Source organism: Neobacillus drentensis NBRC 102427, assembly GCF_001591445.1.
GTDB classification, from domain to species: domain Bacteria; phylum Bacillota; class Bacilli; order Bacillales; family Cytobacillaceae; genus Neobacillus; species Neobacillus drentensis.
This window is the reverse complement of the sequence record NZ_BCUX01000061.1, coordinates 1-25,096: the sequence shown is the minus strand read 5'-3', so window position 1 is coordinate 25,096 and position 25,096 is coordinate 1. Positions and strand designations below refer to the sequence as shown.

The 25,096-nt window shown below is 39.3% G+C and carries 21 protein-coding genes and 2 pseudogenes; 14 read left to right on the top strand and 9 right to left on the bottom strand.

What is annotated here, in order from left to right; translation table 11 throughout:
* Positions 1–58: 58 nt before the first annotated feature.
* The gene (locus BDR01S_RS21350) at positions 59–901 is read right to left on the bottom strand and encodes an RMD1 family protein (RefSeq protein ID WP_235846628.1); all 843 of its coding nucleotides are present in this window, start codon (positions 899–901) and stop codon (positions 59–61) included.
* A 209-nt stretch (positions 902–1,110) separates the two neighbouring features.
* Between BDR01S_RS21350 and BDR01S_RS21345 the strand changes: the two genes are divergently transcribed.
* From BDR01S_RS21345 to BDR01S_RS21330, 4 genes and pseudogenes are all read left to right on the top strand, one after another.
* Entirely contained in the window at positions 1,111–2,697 is a 1,587-nt protein-coding gene (locus BDR01S_RS21345) for a spore germination protein (RefSeq protein WP_066250189.1), read from the top strand.
* Positions 2,694–3,893, top strand: coding sequence for a Ger(x)C family spore germination protein (locus tag BDR01S_RS21340; RefSeq protein ID WP_066363327.1), 1,200 nt, complete (start codon positions 2,694–2,696; stop codon positions 3,891–3,893). The genes BDR01S_RS21345 and BDR01S_RS21340 overlap by 4 nt, the downstream gene beginning before the upstream one ends.
* Positions 3,890–4,981 carry a GerAB/ArcD/ProY family transporter gene (locus BDR01S_RS21335; protein WP_066250191.1) on the top strand — a complete coding sequence of 364 codons (1,092 nt, stop codon included), beginning with the start codon at positions 3,890–3,892 and terminating at the stop codon, positions 4,979–4,981. Before BDR01S_RS21340 ends, BDR01S_RS21335 begins: the two co-directional genes overlap by 4 nt.
* A gap of 161 nt (positions 4,982–5,142) precedes the next feature.
* Positions 5,143–5,706 (top strand): annotated as a pseudogene (locus tag BDR01S_RS21330) (LOG family protein).
* Between the two features lie 82 nt (positions 5,707–5,788).
* On the opposite strand, the gene BDR01S_RS21325 reads toward BDR01S_RS21330, so the two are convergent.
* On the bottom strand, positions 5,789–6,238 hold the full coding sequence (locus tag BDR01S_RS21325; protein WP_066250195.1) for a NanQ anomerase/TabA/YiaL family protein: 450 nt from the start codon (positions 6,236–6,238) through the stop codon (positions 5,789–5,791).
* Between the two features lie 116 nt (positions 6,239–6,354).
* Positions 6,355–7,518, bottom strand: a complete 1,164-nt coding sequence (locus tag BDR01S_RS21320) for a Gfo/Idh/MocA family protein (protein WP_066250198.1) — start codon at positions 7,516–7,518, stop codon at positions 6,355–6,357.
* A 289-nt stretch (positions 7,519–7,807) separates the two neighbouring features.
* Between BDR01S_RS21320 and BDR01S_RS21315 the strand changes: the two genes are divergently transcribed.
* Complete coding sequence (locus tag BDR01S_RS21315; protein WP_066250200.1) at positions 7,808–8,578, top strand: IclR family transcriptional regulator; 771 nt, start codon at positions 7,808–7,810, stop codon at positions 8,576–8,578.
* Positions 8,579–8,693: 115 nt separating this feature from the next.
* Here the strand turns inward: BDR01S_RS21315 and BDR01S_RS21310 are convergent, their stop codons facing one another.
* Positions 8,694–9,404: a GntR family transcriptional regulator gene (locus BDR01S_RS21310; RefSeq protein ID WP_066250202.1), complete on the bottom strand. Its 711-nt coding sequence runs from the start codon at positions 9,402–9,404 to the stop codon at positions 8,694–8,696.
* Between the two features lie 178 nt (positions 9,405–9,582).
* Between BDR01S_RS21310 and bglA the strand changes: the two genes are divergently transcribed.
* A complete protein-coding gene (gene bglA, locus BDR01S_RS21305) occupies positions 9,583–11,022 on the top strand; it encodes a 6-phospho-beta-glucosidase BglA (RefSeq protein WP_157406230.1) in 1,440 nt (479 codons plus the stop codon).
* Between the two features lie 272 nt (positions 11,023–11,294).
* Here the strand turns inward: bglA and nspC are convergent, their stop codons facing one another.
* Positions 11,295–12,422: a carboxynorspermidine decarboxylase gene (nspC, locus tag BDR01S_RS21300; protein ID WP_066250208.1), complete on the bottom strand. Its 1,128-nt coding sequence runs from the start codon at positions 12,420–12,422 to the stop codon at positions 11,295–11,297.
* A 1-nt stretch (position 12,423) separates the two neighbouring features.
* A complete protein-coding gene (locus tag BDR01S_RS21295) occupies positions 12,424–13,662 on the bottom strand; it encodes a saccharopine dehydrogenase family protein (protein ID WP_066250210.1) in 1,239 nt (412 codons plus the stop codon).
* Between the two features lie 734 nt (positions 13,663–14,396).
* Between BDR01S_RS21295 and BDR01S_RS21290 the strand changes: the two genes are divergently transcribed.
* The 3 genes from BDR01S_RS21290 (at position 14,397) to BDR01S_RS26550 (ending at position 16,004) form a co-directional block, all read left to right on the top strand.
* Positions 14,397–15,419: an FUSC family protein gene (locus BDR01S_RS21290; protein ID WP_066250212.1), complete on the top strand. Its 1,023-nt coding sequence runs from the start codon at positions 14,397–14,399 to the stop codon at positions 15,417–15,419.
* Between the two features lie 47 nt (positions 15,420–15,466).
* Positions 15,467–15,685: a PfkB family carbohydrate kinase gene (locus BDR01S_RS21285; protein ID WP_066250214.1), complete on the top strand. Its 219-nt coding sequence runs from the start codon at positions 15,467–15,469 to the stop codon at positions 15,683–15,685.
* A gap of 184 nt (positions 15,686–15,869) precedes the next feature.
* Complete coding sequence (locus tag BDR01S_RS26550) at positions 15,870–16,004, top strand: hypothetical protein (RefSeq protein WP_268874704.1); 135 nt, start codon at positions 15,870–15,872, stop codon at positions 16,002–16,004.
* Between the two features lie 164 nt (positions 16,005–16,168).
* On the opposite strand, the gene BDR01S_RS21280 is transcribed toward BDR01S_RS26550, so the two are convergent.
* Both BDR01S_RS21280 and BDR01S_RS21275 read right to left on the bottom strand, forming a co-directional pair.
* Positions 16,169–18,430, bottom strand: coding sequence for a beta-glucosidase family protein (locus BDR01S_RS21280; protein WP_218007889.1), 2,262 nt, complete (start codon positions 18,428–18,430; stop codon positions 16,169–16,171).
* 282 nt (positions 18,431–18,712) lie between these two features.
* Positions 18,713–19,204 (bottom strand): annotated as a pseudogene (locus tag BDR01S_RS21275) (ABC transporter permease); the annotation flags it as partial.
* Positions 19,205–19,489: 285 nt separating this feature from the next.
* Between BDR01S_RS21275 and BDR01S_RS21270 the strand changes: the two are divergent.
* From BDR01S_RS21270 to hprK, 5 genes are all read left to right on the top strand, one after another.
* A complete protein-coding gene (locus BDR01S_RS21270) occupies positions 19,490–20,137 on the top strand; it encodes an AmiS/UreI family transporter (protein WP_066250216.1) in 648 nt (215 codons plus the stop codon).
* A 1-nt stretch (position 20,138) separates the two neighbouring features.
* Positions 20,139–21,314: a NupC/NupG family nucleoside CNT transporter gene (locus BDR01S_RS21265; protein WP_066250218.1), complete on the top strand. Its 1,176-nt coding sequence runs from the start codon at positions 20,139–20,141 to the stop codon at positions 21,312–21,314.
* Positions 21,315–21,516: 202 nt separating this feature from the next.
* Positions 21,517–21,957 (top strand): YaiI/YqxD family protein, encoded by a 441-nt coding sequence (locus tag BDR01S_RS21260; RefSeq protein WP_066250222.1) that lies wholly within the window; start codon positions 21,517–21,519, stop codon positions 21,955–21,957.
* A 40-nt stretch (positions 21,958–21,997) separates the two neighbouring features.
* Positions 21,998–22,906 carry an AEC family transporter gene (locus BDR01S_RS21255; protein ID WP_066250228.1) on the top strand — a complete coding sequence of 303 codons (909 nt, stop codon included), beginning with the start codon at positions 21,998–22,000 and terminating at the stop codon, positions 22,904–22,906.
* A 169-nt stretch (positions 22,907–23,075) separates the two neighbouring features.
* On the top strand, positions 23,076–24,011 hold the full coding sequence (hprK, locus tag BDR01S_RS21250) for an HPr(Ser) kinase/phosphatase (RefSeq protein WP_066250233.1): 936 nt from the start codon (positions 23,076–23,078) through the stop codon (positions 24,009–24,011).
* A gap of 315 nt (positions 24,012–24,326) precedes the next feature.
* Here hprK and BDR01S_RS21245 read toward each other — a convergent pair whose 3' ends face one another.
* Entirely contained in the window at positions 24,327–24,767 is a 441-nt protein-coding gene (locus BDR01S_RS21245; protein ID WP_066250236.1) for a cell wall hydrolase, read from the bottom strand.
* Between the last annotated feature and the right edge of the window lie 329 nt (positions 24,768–25,096).

Here is a 25,096-nt window from a genome sequence, read left to right as displayed (position 1 = left end):
CCTCACAAGTAAACCCGTTACTAATCAAATAAGTATGTCTTTTTTAATCGCAAATCTTTTATAACCAGCCGCCAATTTGCAAGACTGTCAGGGCTATCTCCACGACAATCAGAGTGACGATGATCCATTCCACGAATAGTCCACGAATTGAATGACTGATGGTGGAAAAACCATCCATGATGTTATATAAAATGTCCGTTTTGCTTTTTAAAATTTTATAGCGATCATTCAACTCAAAAAACTCAACCATCCGGTCATAGAAATCGCCTGCTGTGCTGCTCGTCCAGGTTATATCAGGCTTATCCAAAATCATGATATATGCCAGTGTGTTATACTCGTGGCGGACAATTTTCGCCGTCGTCCGGGCCAATTCCTTGTTGCCGATACGGAGCTTGCCTTTCTCCAGCCGGTCGATCATGGTTTCGAGCTTGTCGTGGATTTTTCCAAGTTGCTCCTCTGTTTTCTCCAGCGCCACTGATTTAGCGATCACTGTAGAAATCAATTCAGGGTAAAAATCCTCATATTCAGGCACTACCACATATTCATCAGTTAATTCAATACTCTCTGATTCATTAATATGGAGGCAGTAATCATCGGTATATCTATCGGCCTGTTCAATGTCAAAGTCCGGTTCAAAAGAATGGATGTAGCGCAATAAGCTCTTTATTTCATCAACGTGTGTGTGATTAGTAAAGACAATGCTGCCAAACGAAAAAATAAGAACCATTTGCGATTCGTCCACTTCCTTAAAAAGGATCGATTCAAGAATCTCGCCTTTTAAGATCAAAGGCTGTTCCCAGGTGAATTTCTTGGGAATACCGCAATGGATGGCAATCTTGTTCAAATCAATTTCATGCGTAATGGCAAATGCTTTAAAGGTAATTTCTTTCACTTTGATCACCTTTCCAGTGAATTGTCCTTGTCCTTCTTTCGATTCTATTCTCTCCTACTTAAATACATGCTGAACAGTTCTAGCATTATAAAAAGCGGATTTAAATGAGTGGAAATTTTCTAGATATCATTAATTTATATTCTATCCTAAGTTCGGCCAATGTGCATATTAACCCCTTTAATTGGAAAAATTAACATAGTTAAATAAGGGGGGGCTTGATGATGGTTCGATTCCGTAAACGAATAAAGTTACACGATTTGAAAAAAGTGACCTCACTGCCTTCTGAAGAAGAAAATATTGAACCGATTAGTTCGGATCTTTCAAAAAATGAGCAAATTTTAAAAGATTTGTTTCAAAACTGCTTTGATTTTGTTATTCGCCCTATTAATATAACTGGAAAACCTAAAATACTTCTAATTTATTTAGAGGGGTTAATTGACACAAAAACACTTGAAAATGTCCTATTAAAACCGATGTTGTTTGAGGGACTACCGAGCGGGTTAGGTGAAATTCGTACGATTGGGCAAGTAATCGAGGAGCAGCTGATTGCAGTCACACCAATTAAAACGGTTTCACAGATAAAAGAATTGGTTAATGGGGTTTTAAAGGCTGATGTCGGTATTTTAATTGAAGGGCAGACAGACGCTTTACTTGCCAGTTTGGCTGGATTTGAAAAGCGGGATGTGGAAGAGCCCACATCAGAAATCACTATACGTGGTCCGAGAGACGGATTTACCGAATCAATTGGGACAAATACCACCCTTCTACGCAGGAGAATTCGCAGTACAAGACTGAAATTTGAGCCACTCTCACTTGGTGAGCTGTCGCAAACAGATGTTGTGATTGCTTATATAGAGGGAATTGCACTTGATTCTCTTTTGGAAGAGGTTCGTAAGCGATTAGGCCGCATCCAAATTGACGCGATACTAGAATCAGAATATATCGAAGAGTTTATTGAGGACGTGCCGCATTCCCCGTTCCCGCAAATTCAAAATACTGAAAGGCCCGATATTGTCACTGCCAACCTGTTGGAAGGAAAGGTGGCGATCATCGTCGATAACACTCCCTTTGCCCTCCTAGTCCCAATGACGTTTTGGGATGGAATGCAGGCGGTGGAGGACTATTATGAACGGCATATCTATACCAGCTTCATTCGAATGATTCGTTATGTATTGTTTAACATGGCTCTCTATTTACCATCTATCTATGTCGCCCTTACAACCTATCATCCAAAACTTATTCCGACTAAACTTCTTATTAGTATTGCGGCTGCCCGGGAAGGTGTCCCGTTTCCAACGATCGTCGAAGCGTTGCTCATGGAATTTGTGTTTGAAGGTCTAAGGGAGGCAGGAATTAGACTGCCCAAAGCAGTCGGTTCAGCTGTCAGTATTGTCGGGGCACTTGTCGTCGGCCAGGCTGCTGTACAAGCAGGCATCGTTTCCGCCCCTACGGTCATTGTAGTGGCCACAACTGGAATTGCCTCGTTTTCGATTCCGCGTTACAATCTGGGAACTGCACTCCGGCTTACAAGGTTCGCCATGCTGATATTAGCGGGAATCTTTGGTTTTTACGGTATTACTCTAGGTTTTATTACGCTGACAATCCACCTGGTTAATCTGCGCTCTTTTGGGGTTCCGTACTTTACTCCAGTAGCACCGCAGATTCCCCGCGATTTAAAGGATGTATTAGTTCGGTCACCAAGATGGGCTTTACAGACTGGGCCAATGTTTACTTTTGGCAAGGATAAACAGCGGGTACCTCCAGGACAAAAGCCAGATCCCCAAAAAGGAGGAAGAGACGATTGAGGAAGATCATCCTTCGGTTAGGATTATGTTTGTCTGTTCTTTTTATCTCTGGTTGCTGGGATCGTAAGGAATTAAATGAACAGGCCCTTTGGATTGGTTCAGGTTGGGATGTTGCCAAGAATGACGGCGTAGAACTCAGCGGACAAATTGTTATTCCTTCCAACATTCAGACCCAAGGCGGCGGTGGAGGATTAATGCAAAAGGGCTTTTTTACAATATCTGCGAAGGGGAAAAATCTAAGCGACGCCTTGCAAAACATACAGACAAAACTATCAAGGGAGGCGTTTTCTGGACAGCGGCGCGTTATAATATTTGGGGAACAATTTGCTAGACGGGGACTTAAGAGACAACTCGATAACTCACAACGGCGTGCCGATGTGAGTTTGCGGTCGGATGTCTTTGTAATCAAAGGGTCGACAGCAAAGAAAGCTCTTTCTGTATCCAATCCATTAGAAAAACCACCTATTGCTGCCACATTAGGTGAACATAAAATAAGTGGCGGCAGAGGGAACACGGCATATTTAAGTCTCCTCATGGCCGCTACCAGTGACGGTTTACGCCCTTCTATTCCTGTTCTTGAATTTAGCAGTTCTCTAGATGGTGAGAAAAAAGGGAATGAAAATTCAGCTAATCCCCCGCTACTTCGGCTGGCTGGTGTTGCTATATTTGATAAAAATCTTAAAATGCAAGGACTTCTGAATATGGAAGAAAACAGACATATGCTTTGGGTGATGGGAATCCTGCAAAATTTGACAATTAGTTTTAAAAAAAAGGATATGAATGCCAGTCTCACCTTAAACAAACTCAGCAGTAAAATCGAACCACATATAAGTAAAAATCAGCAGATTACATTCACTGTCACCTTGAAAGGTGAAGGATCGCTGAAGGAAAATAATTCAGGTTTGGACGTTCAGTCCCCCAATAATCTTAAACGGCTAGAAAAGGAATTTGAAAAAATTTCTCAAAAACAAGTTCAACAAACGGTTACAAAAGTCCAGAAGAAATACGGCCTTGATATCTTTGGATTGGGTGAAGTGATCCACCGAAAGAAACCAAACCAATGGAAATCCCTGAAGTATGATTGGGACAAGAGATTTCCAGAGGCGGACATTATCGTCAAGACAGATATAAAGATCAAGGAGCTCGGAATGGATGGACCCTCATTATTGTTCAAAGAAAGTGAGATAAAAAAATGAAACTTTCAGGGCTGCAAATTTTTTGGTTGATGTTCACTTTCGAAACGGGAAATATGATCCTGCTTACTCTTTCCCCAACTTTTCAGGACGCTAAACAGGATGCTTGGATTTCCTTTTTGCTCGCTTCCATTTTGGGAACCCTGATTGTGTTTGTTTCCTCTAAGGCAGCCCTGCTATATCCCGGTAAGACACTTATTGAATACAGTAAGCTTATTTTTGGCAAGTGGCTGGGAATTCTCATTGTGATTGTCTATCTTATTCAATGGTATTCCGTAATTGCCGATATTTTAAGAGAATTTGCGGAATTCACGATAACGATCCTTCTTCCCACCACACCTCTATGGGTATTGGTATTAACGATGCTGTTGTTACTTATTTATATAACTTACAGCGGTGGAATTGAAGGAATTGGACGGTGTAGCGAAGTGTTCGGTCCCATCATCCTCCTATCCGTGTTTATCTTGTTGATTTTATCCGTGTCAATTTTCAATTACAAGAATTTTCTTCCCGTTTTTTCAGATACCGGCTTCGTACCTATTCTTAAAGGGACCGTACATCCGCTGTCGTTTTTGGGGGAGTCAGTCATGATGTTGATGCTCCTCTCATTTATGGATCAGCCAAACAAGGGTCCAAAAAGAGCCGTTTTGGGAATTGCCGCAGCCTCCTGTTTAGTGAGTACCGTCGCGATTTGGGTATTGCTGATTTTGGGCCCTGAGATTGCATCGAAACTGCGTCACCCTGCTTTTGATGCAGTCAGCTACGTTACCGTCATGGATTTTATTCAAAATTTAGAAATTCTCGCGGTTCTAGTCTGGCTCCTTAGTGTTTTTATCAAGTTATCGCTTTACTTCTTTTTAGCCAATTATGGTACAGCACAATTGCTCCATATAAAAAACTGGCGGAAATTAATCTGGGTTACGTCGGCATTCTTTTTTGTTTTAGCCGTCATTTTTCCTAACCCTACCTATACCTACATCTTTGATAATACCTTTTGGATTTATTTTGCCCTACCCGTTAATATGGTGGGTATCCCACTTTTACTATGGTTTGTTGGAAGCTTACGCAAAAAATATCAGGCAAATCATTAACAGACAAGGGAAAGCCCTTAAATATTAGGTACGAATCTCTTGTTTTAAGTCCTTCGTTTCACAGAAATGAAGTCAGTAATCGTCGGTATATCTATATTCTAGTTTCAATGGGAATCATATATATTTTATAATAGATAGAAAAAATGGGGAGGAAATATCATATGAAACGATTAGCAGTCTTTTGCGGTTCAAGTTTCGGTGCATCAGAGGCCTATAGAACAGGAGCTATTCAACTAGGGAAAGAGTTTGCTAAACGGGACATTACGTTAGTATACGGCGGTTCGAGTAACGGCTTGATGGGTGCAGTTGCAGATACGGTATTAAATGAAGGCGGTCATGCAATTGGTGTTATCCCTAGAGTGTTGGAGGAACGTGAAATATCTCATAACGGATTAACGGAGTTAATTAAGGTGGAAACCATGCACGAGAGGAAGGCATAAATGGCTGATTTAGCTGATGGATACGTTGTCTTGCCTGGCGGCACCGGGACACTTGAAGAATTTTTTGAAATGTTCACTTGGGGTCAGATTGGTTTGCATCAAAAGCCATGTGGACTTCTTAATATTAATCATTATTACGACCCATTGATCAGCCTGTTTGACCATATGATTGAACAGAAATTTCTCCAGGAAAAATTCCGTTCGATGGCTATTATTGCTGAACAGCCAGACGTATTATTAGATAAATTTTTAGACTATCTACCTCCGACGATAAAAAACTACTGAGAAAAGGCGAACAGTGAGAGGTACTGTTCGCCTTTTATTTCCGATAAAGTCGGATCAGGAGACTATTCGGATGAATAGAGATTTAATCAATCAGAATCTTTACAACTGCCTTTTTAATAGATTGAGGAGTGCTATCTGAAATTTGCGGCATATGAGCTTCTTCAGGTAAAAAGATGGCAAAGGATCCTTGCTTCACCAGCAATAGATCACCCGATCCTTCAAAATAAAAATGGTCCTTCTCTTCGTGTCGCTCAATTAAGTTCATTCCCTCAATGGTTGAATATCCCATTCTTTCCTGGCCACTTATCATGTATTGTATATCAGCGTATTTCCGATGTGATTCCCAACGTCCTTGTTCTTTAGGCATCGTCTCGTACTCTTCAATCAATACATACAAATGCAAACCATCAATCTCGTATTTACCAGGTGCCATTGAATTCAGATCATGTTCAATAAGATACTCCAGTCCTTTTTGTATTCTTGGATGGACGCCGTAATATAATTTTGCATTAGATAGCTTGTCAATGATCATTGTAATCCCCCATAATTATAAAAAATAGTTTCTAAATAGAATTTTTACTATGCCTGCCTCTATCATGATGTAAGAGGTTTCAAAGAAATTGTTGAAGTCTCCCGTAGTTGTAGTATTTAATGTGTTCCGGTTACATCTAATGTAGTGTTGGTTACCGACTTTTTCTTAAATGTGGAGGTGCTTATTTTTTCTTGTAATTTTTCATAATAAAGGTTTGGGTCGATAGGTAATTCTACTGTTTCGTTTAGCCAAGAAGATAAGTAAATGGCATTTGAAATCTCCAACGCATTGATGCCTTCTGTACCCGGTGCCAATAACTGTGAACCTGTGACAATCGAATCAATCCAATTTTGAACAATCATGGAATGATTTGCATTTTCAGACTTTACAGGAATTACGATTTTCTTCCATTCAGGCACCCCGAAACCGCCTGTATACGTAGCATTAAATTCACGTTCCGATTGTGTTAATCGGTAAAAAGAAAGTTCATCATTTTCAACCACAAGTTTCCCGCAATCCCCAACAATTTCGTAGCGATCCGTTCCTGGAGCTTCTCCAGTTGAAGTAATAAACACACCTGTTGCTCCATTTTCATATTCCACAAATGCAGTCACATCATCTTCGACTTCAATATCATGATACTTTCCGATACTGCACGTAGCACGAATGCTCTTTGGCAAAAACCCTGTGGTCCACTGCCAAATATCTAAATGGTGAAGCGCCTGATTTAATAGAACACCGCCACCTTCACCTTTCCATGTGGCTCTCCATTTACTGGAATCGTAATAACTTTGCGAACGGTAAACATCGGTAACAATCCAATTGGTCCGTTTGATCTCGCCAAGCTCACCGGACTGAATAAGGTCTCGTAATTTTTGAAAAAGCGGGTTTGCCCTTTGGTTATACATAATGCCAAATACTTTTCCACTCAACTTCGCTGCCTCATTCATTTCTAGCACATCTTTTGTAAAGACTCCTGCTGGTTTTTCAATCAGGACATGAATTCCTTTCGCAAAGGCCTTTTTGGCGAGTTCTGGATGACTGTAATGTGGTGTGGCGATAAGAACGGCATCAATTCCTGATTCATTAAAAAAGGTGTCTACGTCCCGGAAAATTTGCACATTACCTTGCGTATTATTTTTCACCCATTCGATGCGACTTGCATTACTACTGCAAATTGCCGTTAAAGCTGCCCCTTTGATTTGTCCTTTATCCAACATTTGAACATGCGAACTACCCATATTTCCGATTCCAATTACTCCAACCTTAACTAAACCCATCTCTATCCCTCATTTTTAATTCAATTTTTTTATATTAAAATCCGAGGATTTATTCAAAAAATTTATTTCTATCGTATGAATGATAAAATATTAACCGCATTGTGATACATATGTATCATTTTTACTAACTTTAGTATAATGAATAGTAAAATCATCTGTCAATCACTAACTTTTCCCAAAAGTTTCTTTAAGATTCTTTTAAACATATGCATTCGACGATTCAATATACAAAAACGATTCAAATTTCGGGTATAATAGATGGATATATTTGTGGAAGGAGTTCATACTTTTGAACAACGATAAACAGGATCAAACGAAACTATCTACGGTTCAGGTGATTTCTCGTGCGGCAAATATTCTCAGGGCACTTAAAGATCATCCCCAAGGATTAAGCCTATCGAAAATTGCCAAAGAAGTGGGCCTGGCTAGATCTACAGTTCAGAGAATTGTTGCTACACTTGAACAGGAAAAGTTTGTGGCAGCAGTTTCCTCAGACGAAGGATTCCGTCTAGGGCCTGAGCTTGCGATGCTTGGGGCTGCTGTCCAGAGTGATTTAAGGGAAGAAATTAGACCATTTTTAATCCAATTATCAAGACAAGTCAATGAAACGGTGGACCTGTCCGTATTAGATAACGGAAAAGTGCTTTTCGTGGATCAAATTATCGCTCCGCATCCATTACAAGCGACTTCACAACCCGGTGCATCCTTCCCATTACATTGCACGGCAAACGGTAAGGCGATCCTAGCCTCTTTACCTATAGCTGAAGTTGAGAGATTATTACCTGAAGAGCTGCCACGGTACAATGACCATACGATTACAAGCCGGTTTGAATTGTTACAGGAATTAGAAGTGGTGCGTAAAGAGGGAGTTGCTTTTGCCAAGGAAGAACATATCCAAGGAATTTGTGCGGTGGGCGCAGTGATTTCTGATCAAATGGGGAATTTAAGGGCAATTTCGATTCCGCTTCCATCTACTCGTTTTTTTGGCAAGGAAGAGAAGCTTGCGACTGCCCTTCGTAATACTTGTCAAACAATTAACCAGCACCTTGGTAACAAATGAAAATAATGATGACCGTAAGCAAAACAAAAAAATAAGCTAGAAGAGAGATATCATAATGACATATCTCCTCTAGCTTACATTTTCTTCTAGAATGCGAGAACCGTTCCCCTGGCCCCTATAATAAGTGATTTGTCGCTTGAATAAAGAACTGGGATTGTTGATAGTTATAGGTGACTTTGGAGAAGTCAAAGGGCGAGCCATTGGTTAAATGAAAAATCGTTTCTACGTAAAGTTTTGGCGCCCCAGCCTCTAACCCTAAATACTCAGCTTCTTCCTTGTTTAGTTTATCGACATGAAGGAATATATCTGAAAAACCAACCTTTAATCCTAACCCTTCCCTAATGTAATGAAAAATCGATTCTGAAACAATTTCCTCATTCAAATACGTAACGATCGATTTATTATAGTAGGATTCTTCAAAGCATAAAGTTTGTCCGTTAATATACCGGACTCGTTTTACATAATAGACATCGTCATCAAGCGTAAGGTTTAAATTATTAGCCGCTTCTTGGGTAGGTTTTCTTAACTCCAATTCAATTACTTTTGAGGATACATGGAAATCCTCTAGGTCCGATTTAAATCCTTGATTTGAAAGCAGACTCATATATCCTTTTCTTTTATGCCTTCTTACAAAAATTCCACTGCCTCTGACTTGAAAAACGACCCCTTTTTTCTCTAAAAGTTCAAGAGATTTCGTAATGGTGCTTTTGCTCACCTCAAATTGTTTCATTAAGGTTTCTAAAACGGGAAGCTTTTCTCCTTGTTGAAGGGAATTATCTTCAATATATTTTTCTATTTCAAATGCAATCTGCTGGTACTTTAACATATTCATTCCTCGTTAGTTAAAATTTAGTTGCTTCATTAATTAGAATTATAGCATAAAACGAACGAAAATATTATTTGTTTATAATAGTATTATCAGGGTATTGAAATATTGTACCGGTATAATTATAATGAATTATACCAGTACAATATCAAAGAAGATAGGTAAGGGGGAAATAGACGTGGAAAAATTACCAAAGGATTTTCTATGGGGCGGCGCTTTAGCCGCTCACCAATTTGAAGGTGGATGGAATCAAGGCGGTAAAGGACCAAGTGTGGTTGATGTTCTTACTGCAGGAGCACATGGCGTGCCAAGAAAAATAACAGAAACAGTCGAGGAGAATGAATTCTACCCGAATCATGAGGCCATTGATTTCTATCATAGGTATAAAGAGGATATCGCTTTATTTGCAGAAATGGGCTTAAAATGTTTAAGAACTTCCATCGGCTGGAGCAGAATTTTTCCAAAAGGTGATGAAGTGGAACCGAACGAGGCGGGATTACAATTCTATGATGATGTATTTGATGAATTGCTCAAGTATGGAATTGAACCTGTTATTACGCTTTCTCATTTCGAAATGCCGTTACATTTGGCAAGAGAATATGGCGGATTTAAAAATAGAAAAGTAGTAGACTTTTTTGCGAAATTCGCTGCGGTTTGCTTCGATCGTTATAAAAACAAAGTGAAATACTGGATGACTTTTAATGAAATTAATAATCAAATGGACGTGAATAATCCCCTGTTTTTATGGACAAATTCAGGTGTTACTGTAGAAGAAGGCGAAAATGCGAAAGAAGTCATGTACCAAGCAGGTCATCATGAATTAGTTGCAAGTGCTTTAGCTGTAGCAAAAGGAAAAGAAATTAACCCAGAGTTCCGAATTGGAGCCATGGTTTCGCATGTTCCGATTTATCCTTATTCATCCAACCCAGAGGATGTGATGCTAGCTGAGGAAGAAATGAGACAACGCTACTTCTTTGCTGATGTACATGTCCGTGGATCTTATCCAAGTTACACTTTAAAAGAGTTTGAAAGAGAAGGGTATCATATCAAGTTCGAAGAAGGCGATGCAGAAATCTTAAAAAATGGGACGGTTGATTATTTAGGCTTCAGTTATTATATGTCTACCACCGTTAAAAGCGATGTGGTAAAGGATAACCTTGGAGATATCGTGAATGGCGGATTACCGAATGGTGTCGAAAATCCATATATTAAATCGAGCGACTGGGGTTGGGCGATTGATCCAACTGGACTCCGTTATACATTAAACCGTTTTTATGATCGCTACCAAATTCCATTATTTATCGTAGAAAATGGTTTTGGTGCTGTGGATACAGTCGAAGAAGATGGCAGCATCCATGACTCGGAAAGAATTCAATATTTAAAATCACATATTGAAGCCTTAGAAAAGGCAGTAAATTATGATGGTGTGGATTTAATGGGCTATACGCCGTGGGGAATCATCGATATCGTTTCATTCACAACAGGTGAAATGAAAAAACGTTACGGTATGATTTATGTTGACCGTGATAATGAAGGAAATGGACCGATGAAACGGATGAAGAAAGATTCATTTGATTGGTATAAAAACGTCATTCAAACGAATGGCCAAGAATTATAATCATTCCATGCAGCAGTCGGGATGAACTAAAACCCGGATAATGGACACTTCTAAACAAGTGTTTCATCCGGGTTTTTTTAGTATATACGATAGATTCATTAACATACTTCTATTCTCTTTAATAATCAAAATACTAATGTTCATAAATAATTCAGATTACTTTTATCAGTATAAAAAAAACCAGATTCATATTTCAGAATCTGATTTTTTTATAGGGGAAGGGAAGTAACATTCTCGGATGCGTGCTTCCCTTCCCCTATAATAATCGACTTTTAAGCAAGTCTCATCTTAAAATCTTGATAGCCAAATTGTTGCACAACACGACAATCTCCATCCTTATCTTGAACAGCGATAGCAGGTAATGGCATGCCGTTAAAGGTGGTGTTTTTGACCATCGTATAAATCGCCATATCACCGAATACTAAGCGATCGCCGCTCTTTAATGGCTGATCAAAAGAATAATCGCCGATGACATCGCCTGTCAGACAGGTTTGCCCGCCCAGTCGATAGGTAAATGGCTTTTCGCCAGCTTCGCCAGATCCAAAAAGAGGGGGACGATACGGCATTTCTAATACATCAGGCATATGACAAGTTGCAGAGGTGTCAAGAATCGCAATCTCCAATCCGTTTTGATGGAGATCAAGAACGGAGGTAATCAAGTAACCTGCATTGAGGGCAATCGCTTCTCCCGGCTCAAGATAGACTTCTAAACCGTAGTTATCTTGCATTCTCTTAATACATGTTTCAAGAAGCGGGATATCATAATCTTCTCTCGTAATATGGTGCCCGCCGCCGAAGTTGATCCATTCCATTTGCGGAAGCCACTCTCCAAACTTTTCTTCGAATGCATTTAGAGTGGTTTCTAAGTCGTCTGAGTTTTGCTGACAAAGGGTGTGAAAATGCAGCCCTGACACACCGTCAAGCAATTCGGGACGAAAATGTTCTTTGGTTACACCGAATCTCGAACCCGGTGAACAGGGATCATAAATGGCATGCCCAATCTGTGTGGAGCATTCAGGATTGATCCGCAAGCCTACTTTCCTGCCAGCTTGAAGAGCTTTATCTTTATATTTTTCCAACTGTGAGAAGGAATTAAAGATGATATGGTCGCAAATCGAGATGATTTCATCCATTTCATCCTCACGATAGGCAGGGGCAAAGACATGGTTTTCTTTGCCCATTTCCTCATAACCTAGACGTGCCTCATACAAACCGCTTGCTGTTGTACCGCTTAAATACTTTCCAATGAGGGGATACATGGTAGTCATCGAAAATGCTTTTTGCGCCAAAACAATCTTTGCTCCTGTACGTTCCATAACCCCGTTCAGGATTTTAAGATTTCTTTCGACAAGCCTTTCATCAACTACATAACATGGTGTTGGTAATTCTTCGAACCGCATCTTAACGAACTAGCTCCGCATCTTTTTTTTCTTCAGGCAAAGCATCAACCAATACTGGGTTAAAGTCTTCTACCCATGGAAGTCCCCATTTGTTTAACTCTTCCATGAATGGATCTGGATTAAATTCTTCAATATTGTATACGCCTGGTTTATTCCATTTGCCAGTCATGATCATCGCTGCACCGATCATTGCAGGAACACCTGTTGTATAGGACACTGCTTGAGAACCTACTTCTTTATAACACTCTTGGTGATCGCAAACATTGTAAACGTAATAAGTCTTATCTTTTCCGTCCTTTTTCCCTTTGAAGATGCAACCAATGTTTGTTTTTCCAACTGTACGAGGTCCAAGGGAAGATGGATCAGGTAATACAGCCTTCAAGAATTGAAGCGGAATGATTTGTTTTCCTTCGAATTCAATTGGCTCAATGCTAGTCATTCCAACATTTTCAAGGGCCTTTAGGTGAGTAATATAGCTTTGCCCAAATGTCATGAAGAAACGAATACGTTTAATTCCCGGGATGTTTTTAGCAAGAGATTCAAGTTCTTCGTGGTAAAGCAAATACATATCTTTTTGGCCAACTTCAGCGAAGTTATACTCGCGTTTGATTTCCATTGGCTCCGTCTCAATCCATTCACCGTTTTCCCAATATCTTCCGTTAGCAGATACTTCACGAATATTAATTTCAGGATTGAAGTTAGTTGCGAACGGATAACCATGATCGCCGCCATTGCAGTCAAGAATGTCGATATATTCAATCTCATCGAAATAATGTTTTAGTGCATAAGCAGAGAATACGCTAGTTACACCTGGGTCAAAGCCGCTGCCTAAAAGAGCTGTAATCCCAGCTTTTTCAAAGCGCTCTTTGTATTCCCACTGCCATTTATATTCAAATTTTGCCGTATCTTCTGGCTCATAGTTTGCAGTATCCATATAGTGTGTTTTTGTTGCTAGACATGCATCCATGATCGTTAAATCTTGGTATGGAAGAGCTAAATTCATAACGATATCTGGTTTTACTTCATTAATTAACGCGATTAACTCTTCTACATTGTCAGCATCCACTTGTGCAGTGGTGATTTTTGTTTTACCGCCATCTAGTTTTGCCTTTAAGTCATCACATTTTGATTTAGTACGGCTAGCGATACAAATTTCTTCAAATACCTCACTGTTTTGAACACATTTGTGGACTGCAACAGATGCCACGCCGCCAGCTCCGATAATAAGTGCTTTTCCCATTTTCTTATCTCCTAACTAATAAATTTTTTGATAAAGCGAAGAGAATTCCATAACCATATTACGTTGATCGAACGATGAAGACGAAAGACATAATTTCTTTAAAACAGTTGCAACACAACAAAAAAAGCAAGTGCAAAAACGCAAACCTGCGCACCACACTTGCTTTAGATATAATCATCAATATTAAAAAGCAGAAGAATACCGTAATAGAAATCGTACACTAATACGATAAATGTCCTTAAAGAATTAGTAAGGAAGCTTAATAATATTCAAAATATATCATAATAGGATCAGAGTCTATATAGCAAATAATTACTTTTACTACTCTTATTGACCGTTTCACAAGTTGTGTGCAATATGCACTGGTTGTAAAGTAACCAACTTATAAAATTTGAGCTTCTAACTCAATCAATAAGGCAACTAAAGTTGCCATTCGGCATTTGACCCGGCTGTCCGTATGGCCTTAACTTCTAAACGAAGTGGTCAAAAATTATCTGCTTGGAAAGATCCAGACATATTGAATATTAGCTTTCCAATTTACGCACTTTCTATAGTATCAGTAACGAATATAAAAGGCAATATGAAAAATAAAAAAAATGTCGGAAAATATTAGGGAATCTAAAAAAGCCCTTGGAAGGTTGAACGGTCCTAATAGGCGAGTTTTTGCAACAACCGTATAAAAGATCTTGGCAGGACAAACATAAGGAAGATGGATCGTTGAAAGGAAGATTAGCATGAAAAAGAAAAACTTTGAAAGTAAAACAGCCTTGGTCTGGAAAATGGCTATTGCATCGGCTATTTCTTGGGAGTTAGCAAAATTAATAGGCTCTGATCACCCCTATTTAGCCCCAATTTCTGTTGTTTTATGTTTGCAAACTACCATAGATCAGTCGATCCGGTATTCTTTTCACCGTATGACGGGAACGGCTATTGGTATCATTTTAACGGCTAATCTTGTTAGTCACTTAGACATGAATGGTTGGATATTGGGTCTTTTATTATTAAGCGGAGCCTTTATAGCAAAATGGTTAAAATTAGATGAAACGGTTATACATCAGGTAGCTCTCACCATTGTCTTGATTTTTACATTTGAAAGAAAATCTAAGGATTATGCATTTGATCGGATAATGGATACGTTGATTGGGATTGTAGTCGCTATATCGATCCACATGTTTTTATTTCCGCCGGACTTTACAAAGAAGGCAGCAAAATCCTTAGAAAAATTATCTAATCAACTCTCAGGAATCCTTAGTGAACTTTCCAATTGGATCCAAATGGAATGGGGACAAGAAAAAGGGAACATGATAGAGAACAAAATACATCAATTTTTGCAGGAGTTACATGCTACAAAGGAAATGTTAAATACAGCATCCAATAGTTTAAAATTTAATCCTTTTGGCAAAAAGCATCATTCCCTGCTTAAAAAGTATGATATGGAACTCAAAAAGATGAGCAAATGCTATGATTATATTTCGACTATAGTAACAACCTTAAAAGAATGGGAAAAGGAAGGACACTTATCTTCATCTGATCAAATGGAGGCCGGCATTTATTTACAAGCTTTTAGTAAGTTTTTTGGAAACTTGAGTGTTCAGCGGCAAAACGAATTAAAAAAGGGAAGAGATCGTGATCTGCAGGGCTTACTGGATTTACTTCAGTCCAAAATACTGATGAGCTCGCAACCTAGTTATCAGGTGTATAGGGATTCTTTCAATTTAGAGACAAAGAAATTAGTTAAAGATTTATTATTAAATTAAGCGAGTTTGCTCCTAATAAAGAACCAGAAAACAAAAAAACACTGCATTTGAAGATTCATTCTAATGCAGTGTTTTTCTTTGTAGTGGATACAACCGGTGCCGGTGATACTTTTAATGGCGCTTTGGACTTTGCCATCAGTGAAGGTTATGCGTTAAAAGAGGCCATTCAATTTGCCAATGCTGCCGCTTCAATCTCTATAGAGAAGCTTGGTGCACAAAAAGGCATGCCATCATTTGATGATGTGAAAAAACGATTAAGTCATTGAAATCATGATCCAAATTTTGGTGCGCGGTGTTATGGCTCAATCACGTTAAACTCTAGTGATAAACTAGAGTTTATTTTTCGATGGAGAGAGTAATTAAATATCTAGTTATCAAAAGGTATGCTGAAATATTTAAATAAAAAACGAATTATTGCAGATAATTTATACAAATGGAAGGAGGGGGACAATGGTAACAAACAATATAGATAAAAATCTTACAAATAAGAATCAAGAAGAAAGCTTGGAAATTAGTTCTACAGGTTATGGATATGAGTCTGTTACAACAGAAACAGGAGCGGAACAAACAAAACAACGAGCATAAGGGACGAGGAAGTCTTGTGGAGGTTTGTAATTTTTCCCATTTGATTATGAATCCTTCTTTTTTTATTCTTCAAGAGTCTATACTAAAAACAATATAAAAAAAGGGGAGTTTCCAAATAACTTGGTAACTCCCTCTTTTCATTTTACTCTATTGTAATGGAAGTATTACTTGTTGTGCCCGGCTGGCGTGCGTACCGTAATGGAATCAATCAGCTTGGCCTTGTCAGAAGAGTTACCGACTTTCACCTTGTACGTACCGTCAAGAGTTTTCCACGCGTCAGCATCGGCATCCCAAATGGACAATGGGTGGTTAGACGCTGACGGGTCGATGGTAATTGTAACATGCTTCTTCTCACCTGGTTTTAGCCAGACTTTCTCAAAACCAACTAAGCGTTTAGGTGGCTGGTTCGCATTTTCAGGCAGACCTAAGTAGACCTGAGGCACTTCAGCGCCGGCAACGTCTCCGTCGTTCTTCACGAAGAACGATACCTTAATAGGCTTGGTACCATCAGTGGTCTTCGGTGTGACTACGAGCTTAGAAATCTCGAAGTTGGTGTAGGACAAACCATGACCAAATGCAAATAGAGGTTTGATACTTTTGGCGTCGTACCAGCGGTAACCCATTTCTAGACCCTCCGAATAGTACACTTGCGGAATCTCCTTGCCAGCACTATCGAACACTCCTTGATTAACTCCAGGGTAGCGGTCAGGGGTGCTAGTAGGCGTGTCCGCTTTTGCTACCGGATAGGTCACTGGGAGCTTACCGGATGGGTTGGCGAGACCGAATAACAAGTTGGCAACAACATTGCCGTCCTCCTGGCCTGGGTTCCATGCTTCGAGTATTGCTGGAACATCGTTAACCCAAGGCATAAGAACTGGATCGCCATCTTTGAGCACGAGTGCAGTTTTCTTGTTTGCTGCCGCAATGGCTGAGATTATGGCGTCCTGGTTGTCTGGTAGAGACAAGCTTGGACGGTCTCGGCCCTCGCTGGTCACAACACCTGCCATAAGGATGACAACATCGGCATCCTTCGCTGCAGCAACAGCCTCATTAAGATTGCTATTATCATTTTTCACTATCACCTTGGTAATCACAGCATCTGAACCTATTTTTTCTAGGGTGTTCTGTAGACCCTGAAGTGGTGAAACTGTGTAAAGCGGACTGACCCTTGAGCTTCCGCCACCACCGGCTGCTGCTGCGTCGGCGTAGGTTGCCTGCCCAATCAAAGCGATTGAATCAACGGAAGCGTCAAGCGGCAACAGGCTATCCTTGTTCTTTAGCAGAACCGCTGTTTGCTCGGCGATTTCGCGGGCTTTTGAACCGTTAGTCTCAGCGTCAATGGTGCCTTGAACGATGGGACGGTCGAAAATGCCAAATTTGAACATTTGTACATATCGGCGGTCGAGTGCCTGGTCGATTGTTTCCAACGTTAGGCTTTTGTTGTCGAGTGCAGCCTTGATGCTCTCGTTATTGAAGAACTTGTTCGATTGCATCTCTAAATCCAATCCGGCGTTTAACGCAGGTGCAGTTGAATGCGTAGCGCCAAAGTCAGACTGAACGTAGCCCTTGAAGCCCCACTGATCACGCAGGACGGTGTTTAGAAGATACTCATTCTCGCAGGCGTAGGTCCCACCCACCCGGTTGTACGAACACATGATTGAGCCAACGTTGCCATCTTTGACTGACATCTCAAACGGCAACAGGTAGAGCTCATGAAGGACATTCTCGTCGATGTTTACGTTAACTCCCATACGGTTTTGCTCTTGATCATTAAGTACGTAATGTTTCGACATCGCAATGATGTCGTTGTCTTGAATCCCTTGGATTTCTTTCGAAGCTAGAGCGCCGGCGAGGTAAGGGTCCTCACCCATGTACTCGAAATTGCGACCATTCTCGCCCAAACGTGCGAGATTCATACCTGGTGCTTCGAGTTCGTGCAGTCCTAGCGTGCGCGCCTCGCCGCCCATCAAGTTACCAAAGTCATAGGCAAGGCTAGGATCGAAACTGGCCGCAAGCCCAAGTGCAACGGGTAGAGCAGTAGCTTTATCCTGCGGGCTGCAATCACCCCCGCCAAGACCGACGGGACCATTCGTGATTCGGAACGTTGGGATCTCTAGCTCAGGAATGCCGGGGATGTGCCGACCAGAGGTACCACATTGCGGAAGCTCAGGAATTGCAGAGCGAGCACCGGCAAGTTGTTGGATTTTCTGGTCCAGCGTCATTGCGTCGAGCAGAAGTTCCGAACGTGCCTCAGGAGCAAGTGACATATCCATCCAGGGTAACAGTGACGAGGAACCTGTTGGAACAGCATCAGTAGACTGGGTCGGTGACGCGGCGAATGCCCCGCTGACAATGGTTACGGCAGCCATACTTGATACAAGTGAAGACCAAATAAGTTTTCTAAAACCTTTAGCTGATTTAGACATTTTCTTCCCCCTATTAATTGAACTGATCGAACTTGTCTTACACCTCCTCATTCTTATATGTAAACGTTAACACTTCACACAACTCAATTATACGGAATATTCCGATTTTTTAATTTGTGAAATATTTAGACTTTTTTGTAATTTATTTATTATCTTAATCTGTAATGGTTAACGATTTCATAAGGTTAATGCCGACCAAAAATAAGTCGAGGTGGTTTAAATCCTATATAAATAAAAGGAAACTACCAATTAAAGTAGTTTCCCTGTTCATACGAAGGATGATTATTTTTTAACAACATTATATCGTTTTAACACGATTTTCCCAAATTGAGTCAGGACACGATCCATGAAAAACCCCATTAATCCAAGTGTGACAAGACCAACGAAAATCCAATCTGTTTTAAAGTACAATCTTGAATTCCAAATCATGTAACCAATTCCTTCATTCGCTGCAACCATTTCAGCCCCGACGATCGCCATAAAGGAGGACCCCATGGCCAGTTTAGCTCCAGTGAATATAAAGGGGAGGGAAGCTGGGATGATGACATGGAACATAATTTGTACTTCTGACGCTCCCATACTCCTTGCAGAACGGATTTTATCTTCTTCCACAAAAAGTACACCCGTAATCGTATTGATGATCACTATAAAAAAGGTGGCATACATGATTAAAAAGATTTTTGATTGCTCACCAATTCCAAACCAAAGCATGAATAACGTAATAAACGCAAGGGGAGGAATGAAGCGAACAAAATTAATAATCGGATCGAGCACTACTTATCTTATGTTAGTTTTATTTACATTTTTTCAGATTAAATATTACAAAATTTCATTTTTATTCAAAAAATTATATAAAAATTCGAATGAAATATATGGAAATAGACATTTTTAAGGAAAATGGAAAAAAATAATTTACATTTTTTCATATGTGTTTTAACATTTGTTCAAAAAATATGTTATATTATTTACGTGTTTTAGAAATTACAGATGGAAGCGTTCACTATAGTCCTGTTTGTGAAGGAGGGAGAGTTGTGAAAAATTCTTTTCACAACAATTAATATGGGGTTTGTTGGTTTATTTCTTTCAGGTGCAGTATTATTTCTTAACAGTCTCATGCTGTTAGGAAAAGCAGAAGCAAAAAGTGTTGGGATATTTAATTTTTTCATAGGAACGATTCAAATAATCATCCCATTTTACTTAATCATTGTTTCGGGTCAAGAACATTGGGAGCTTTATAATTATGCATCTATATTCTTATTTGGGTTAACATATTTATATGTTGGGTTCAACATATGGAAGGGGCTTGAAGGCAGCGGGCTTGGTTGGTTCAGTCTTTGGGTTGCAATTATTGGAATTGTATATACTGTTACAGCGGTTATACACTTTCATGATGTTGTCAATGCACTAACCTGGGGCATGTGGGCATTTTTATGGTTTCTATTCTTTTTATCAAATGCACTTGATAAGAAAATCGACCATTATATTGGAAAAGTTGCATTTGTTCAGTCGTGGGTAACGTTGACCATCCCGGCGCTCCTTTACTTTTTAGGTATCTGGAATACTCATATTGTTAATCAAATTTGGACCTGCGTATTAATCTTAGCCATTGTCTATTTTGTTGTTAGTTTTTTCAAATTGAAGTTTTCGTATAAAAAGGGTAATAGTGGTCAAAAAATTCATGTAATCAATCCTCTGGAGGTAAAATAATATGTCAATCTTAATCGCAATCGTTGGTATCCTAGTTCTAGTAGGTATTGCTTGGTTGATGTCAAACGATAAGAAAAACATCAACTATCGTGCAGTTGGTATCATGGCAGTCGTTCAGTTGCTTATAGCTTGGTTTATGCTCAATACTTCAATCGGTCAAAAAGTTCTCCACAAGATCGTAGATGGCTTTAACAAAGTTCTTTCTTTCGGTAATGACGGGATTGCATTCGTATTCGGTGACCTTGCAGGAAAGAATTTATTCTTTGTAAATGTTCTAATGATGATTGTATTCGTAACAGCTCTTCTAGGTATCTTAACTTATTCAAGAATATTACCATTAGCTATTCGATACATTGGTGGTGCAGTAAGTAAGATAACAGGTCTACCAAAAGTGGAATCATTCGTTGCGGTGAATTCTATGGTATTTGGTGATACTTCTGCTATCCTTTCTGTTAAGTCATTCATTCCAAGCCTTTCTGGTAATCGCTTGTTTGTTGTTGTTACTTCTTCTCTTGTTGCGGTAAGTTGTTCAATCTTAGGTGCTTACATGCAAATGATTCCTCCAGAGTTCGTATTGGTGGCGTTACCAATTAACGTATTCTCAGGACTTATCTTATCAACGATCGTATGTCCCGTTCGTAAAGATGAAGATGAAGAAATCGACATTAAGGGAATGATTCCTGAGAAATCCCTTTTTGAAGCAATTGGCAACTGGACATTGCTCGGTGGTAAGACGGCTTTAATCGTAGGCGCTATGCTTATCACTTATGTAGGATTGATCGCGGCAGTTAACTGGATTTTTACTTCAATCTTCGGTATTTCTTTCACTGGCGTACTTGGATATATATTCGCACCAATCGCTTGGATCATGGGTATTCCTTCAAGTGAGATTGTTAAGGCTGGCTCAGTCATGGGTACTAAGGTAGCGGCTAACGAGTTCGTCGCAATGTTAGACTTCATGAAAATGATCCCTCAATTGTCTCCGAAGACAGTAGGGATTGTATCAGGATTCTTAGTATCATTTGCTAACTTCTCTTCAATTGGAATTATTTTAGGAACTGTACAAGCTATTAGTAATGAAAGAGCGAGTGAGTTAGCTAAAGTTGGTTTAAAAGTATTGTTAGTTGCAACAATGGGATCAGTCCTAACGGGAGCGATCATAGGTTTGTTCCTATAATTATTTAATAAATGATGTTTCAAATCCTCTTTCTCACTTTATTTACCTAATGTAAACAAAGGTGAGGAAGGGGATTTTTTTATGTTTTGGTGCCTGACACCAGTTGGCAAAAAGCACCGTCCCTGTGCTTACATAGTTTGACAAAAACACAATTTACCAATAGTATCACAATTATTCGAACTTCGTTACAGGAGGGATAAAGATGGAAATTTATGTGGATGCGGATGCTTGTCCGGTAAAAGATATTATTATTTCGGAAGGAAGGAATGCAGGGTTACCTGTTATCCTTGTGACGAGCTTTTCTCACTATTCTAATGAAGAGCAGCCTTCAGGAGTGGAAATCATATATGTGGATTCCGGGGCGGATGCGGCGGATTATCGGATTATGAAGCTGGCCCGAGCAGGGGATATTATAGTGACGCAAGATTATGGTCTTGCATCGCTGGGCTTAGCCAAAGGATGCATCGTTCTTCACCATAAAGGGTTTCGCTATACTAATGAAAACATTGATCAATTATTACAAACACGCTATTTAAGTGCCATGGCTCGAAAAAGCGGAAAACGGACAAAGGGGCCCAAGCCTTTTACTGCAGAAGACCGGGAGCAATTTAGGCAACTATTTAGACAAACAATTTTAAATTAATGAAGAACCAAGATCCATCATAGAGGAGCGTACTTTTTTAATGAATCAGGAATTTCTTTATATTATTATCATCATTGCCCTTGGGTATCTATTAAAACGTTTAAATATTTTAAAAGAAAAAGATGGGGAAGTCATTTCAAAAATTATCTTTAAAATTTCCCTTCCGGCCTTAGTTCTTGTCACATTCGATTCTGTAAAAATCGAAACTTCATTAATTTTATTGCCAGTTATCGTCCTTATTTATGGCCTTATTACTGCATGTCTAGGCCTGTTGGTTTTTAAAAATGAGGAAAGGGAACTGAAGGGTTCTTTCCTGATGCTTTCTGGATTTAATGTAGGATTATTTGCCTTTCCTTTAGTTTTTGCCATATGGGGGATGGAAGGGTTAACCTATTTTAGTATGTTTGATGTCGGAACATCATTTGTCGTTTTTGGTATTGCCTATATTTTAGGAAGCTATTTTTCGGCAGAAGGCCTTAAACTTAAACCCATAGAAATTCTAAAAAAACTTGGCAAATCGATTCCGTTAATGACCTACCTAATTGCCAGTATTTTAAATTTTAGCCACATCCAATTACCAGATACGATTATTAATGTGGCAAGTACAATCTCTAAAGCCAATATGCCATTATCCTTATTATTATTAGGACTTTATTTAAATTTTAAATTGGATAAACAATTTATTAAACCTATGTTGAAATTTTTAACCTTCCGATATGGTTTAGGTTTACTTTTTGGATTTGGTTTGTACCTATTTCTTCCTTACAATCAGATGTATCGATTTACAGTCTTAATCGGGCTGTTACTACCTGTTGCAGCATCCGCCTTAACCTTTGCCGTTGAATTTAAATATAGCACCAGCAGTACCCGGTTAATCGCCACCATATCAAATATAACCATATTAATTAGCATTGCTATTTTATATATTTTTGCAAATTTTATTTTATAGAAAGTCGGGACAATTAATCACATCATTAGACATCCCCTTGTACTTAATTGGGTACGTTTTCTTTAGGAAGAGAGTAGCCTCCTAGGAATCCGTTCGTAAATGGATGACGATTCCACTTTTCTTAAGTATAATTCAACTATAGAAAGGCTTTTAGGACGGTGAATATAAGGTGAAAAAAATTACAGTCGAAGACTTAGCCCGGAAGTTTTCATTGAAAGTAGTAGCCGGGGAAAATCAACTGCAGAAAATGATCACGCAATCACGGGTGCATCGACCCGGCTTGGAGTTTGTTGGTCATTTTGATTTTTTTCCGATGGAACGGGTTCAAATTCTAGGAAAAAAGGAAGTTACCTATTTACATAAGTTAAGTAAAGAGGAACGGAAAATACGAATTGGAAATATTGTTCACTATCACCCGCCCTGTTTTATTGTGACGGCTGGTGAAGAAGGACTTACCTATTTAACTCACCATTGTGTTGAACAAGGGATACCGTTGTTACTAACAAACAAGCCTGAGACAACCTCAGAGTTTATCACGAAATTGGATGCGTATTTGGTGAAGGAATTAGCACCAGAAATGACGGTTCATGGTGTATGTATGAATGTGTCCGGCATTGGGATTCTACTTCGAGGGAATTCAGGAGTTGGGAAAAGCGAAACGGCTCATACGTTAATTCTTCGCGGACACCGGCTGGTTGCTGATGATATTGTTGTCCTGAAGAAGCTTGGACCGCATACCATTCTCGGTACCCATGATGAAAAAGCCAAGGAATTTTTAGCACTTCGAAGTATTGGGCTGTTAAACGTGGTTCGCTTATACGGGCGCAAAGCTTTTCAAGATGAATCACGAATTGTGCTTGATATTAATTTAACGAAATGGCAAAAAGATGACTTGAATAATGAATTGGACCAGGAACCTCAATATATAGAATATATGGGTGTTAAGATTCCATCGATCGAAATTCAACTCCAGCCTGGACGTGATGTAGCGGGTTTAATTGAGGCAGCAGCTAATAATTGGTATTTAAGGCAGCAAGGATACAGCGCAGCAGAAGAATTCATGAGCAGGATTGAGGCCGATATTTCGAATTCTGATTTGAAATAACTATTCAAGTAGTAATTTGCTAAAAAATCCACGCTCCTGGAGAATCAAAAAAGTGTAGGTATCCTTCATATTAGGAGACCGACACTTTTTTAGTTTAGCTGTTTCCATAACCCGCTTGGTTATTACATTTTTCATACTGATCACAAAATAATTGAAATAAAAGATCAATAATTTATTGGGAAGGATTATTTATTTCGTTGAAAATAGATAAAAGTTTTATTTTATCAAAAAGCAGCGTAAAACCCCTAGCTTTAGATATGGGGATACTCATGTGGATATTCTAAATATGTGAAAAAGCTTACTCAAAGAGTAAGCTTAACCGCGATAAACACTATCACATGTGCCAGGTTTGGGTTCATAAAAACAATGTTCTTTAAATTGACCAGTTTTAGGTTGTCCGTACCATGTTGGAGGGCATGGAGCATGTGGATTAAAATACCAAAGGGCATATTTCGCTGGGTGGTCTCTCCAATAATCCAAATTCTGTTTTGCTAATCTTCGTTCAGAAGTTCTTGATCTTTGATAAAATACGTTCCCTTTTTGAACAGCTTCAAAGGAAAAATTTCCTCCTTGAACTTGAAAAATAACTTGGTTAATTGTTCTTAAATCTTTAAAGTCTATACAATTTGCTACAAGACGATTCACAATTACATTTCCAACATATAGCATTCCCTGTTGTCCTTCACCTTCAGCTTCTGCTCTCATCATTCTTGCCATTAAGTCAACGTCTGAACTTCGGTAATTTACTCTTGGCATTTTTCCACCCCCAAAATATAGTATGAAAAAAAGACTACATTCATGTCATGGATTTTAGGGTCAGGCCCCCGCTGGTTAAAGTGATATCAAAGCGAGGGCCTGACCCAATTTCCTAAGAGGATCTGCTCTTATCGGTTGGGGGAACAGGTTAAGCATCCAATCTGATAAATAGACGGAGTAATTCCGCTTAGTTAGTAAATAAAGTAAAAAATAGCCTAAATAGCCGGAGAGATTCCGCCTATTGACTCAAAAAACGTGAAAATGTAGGATTTTGTGTTGCATAAGCGGAAAACCTCCGCTTATATACCCCGAAATGAGCTCCATTCTGC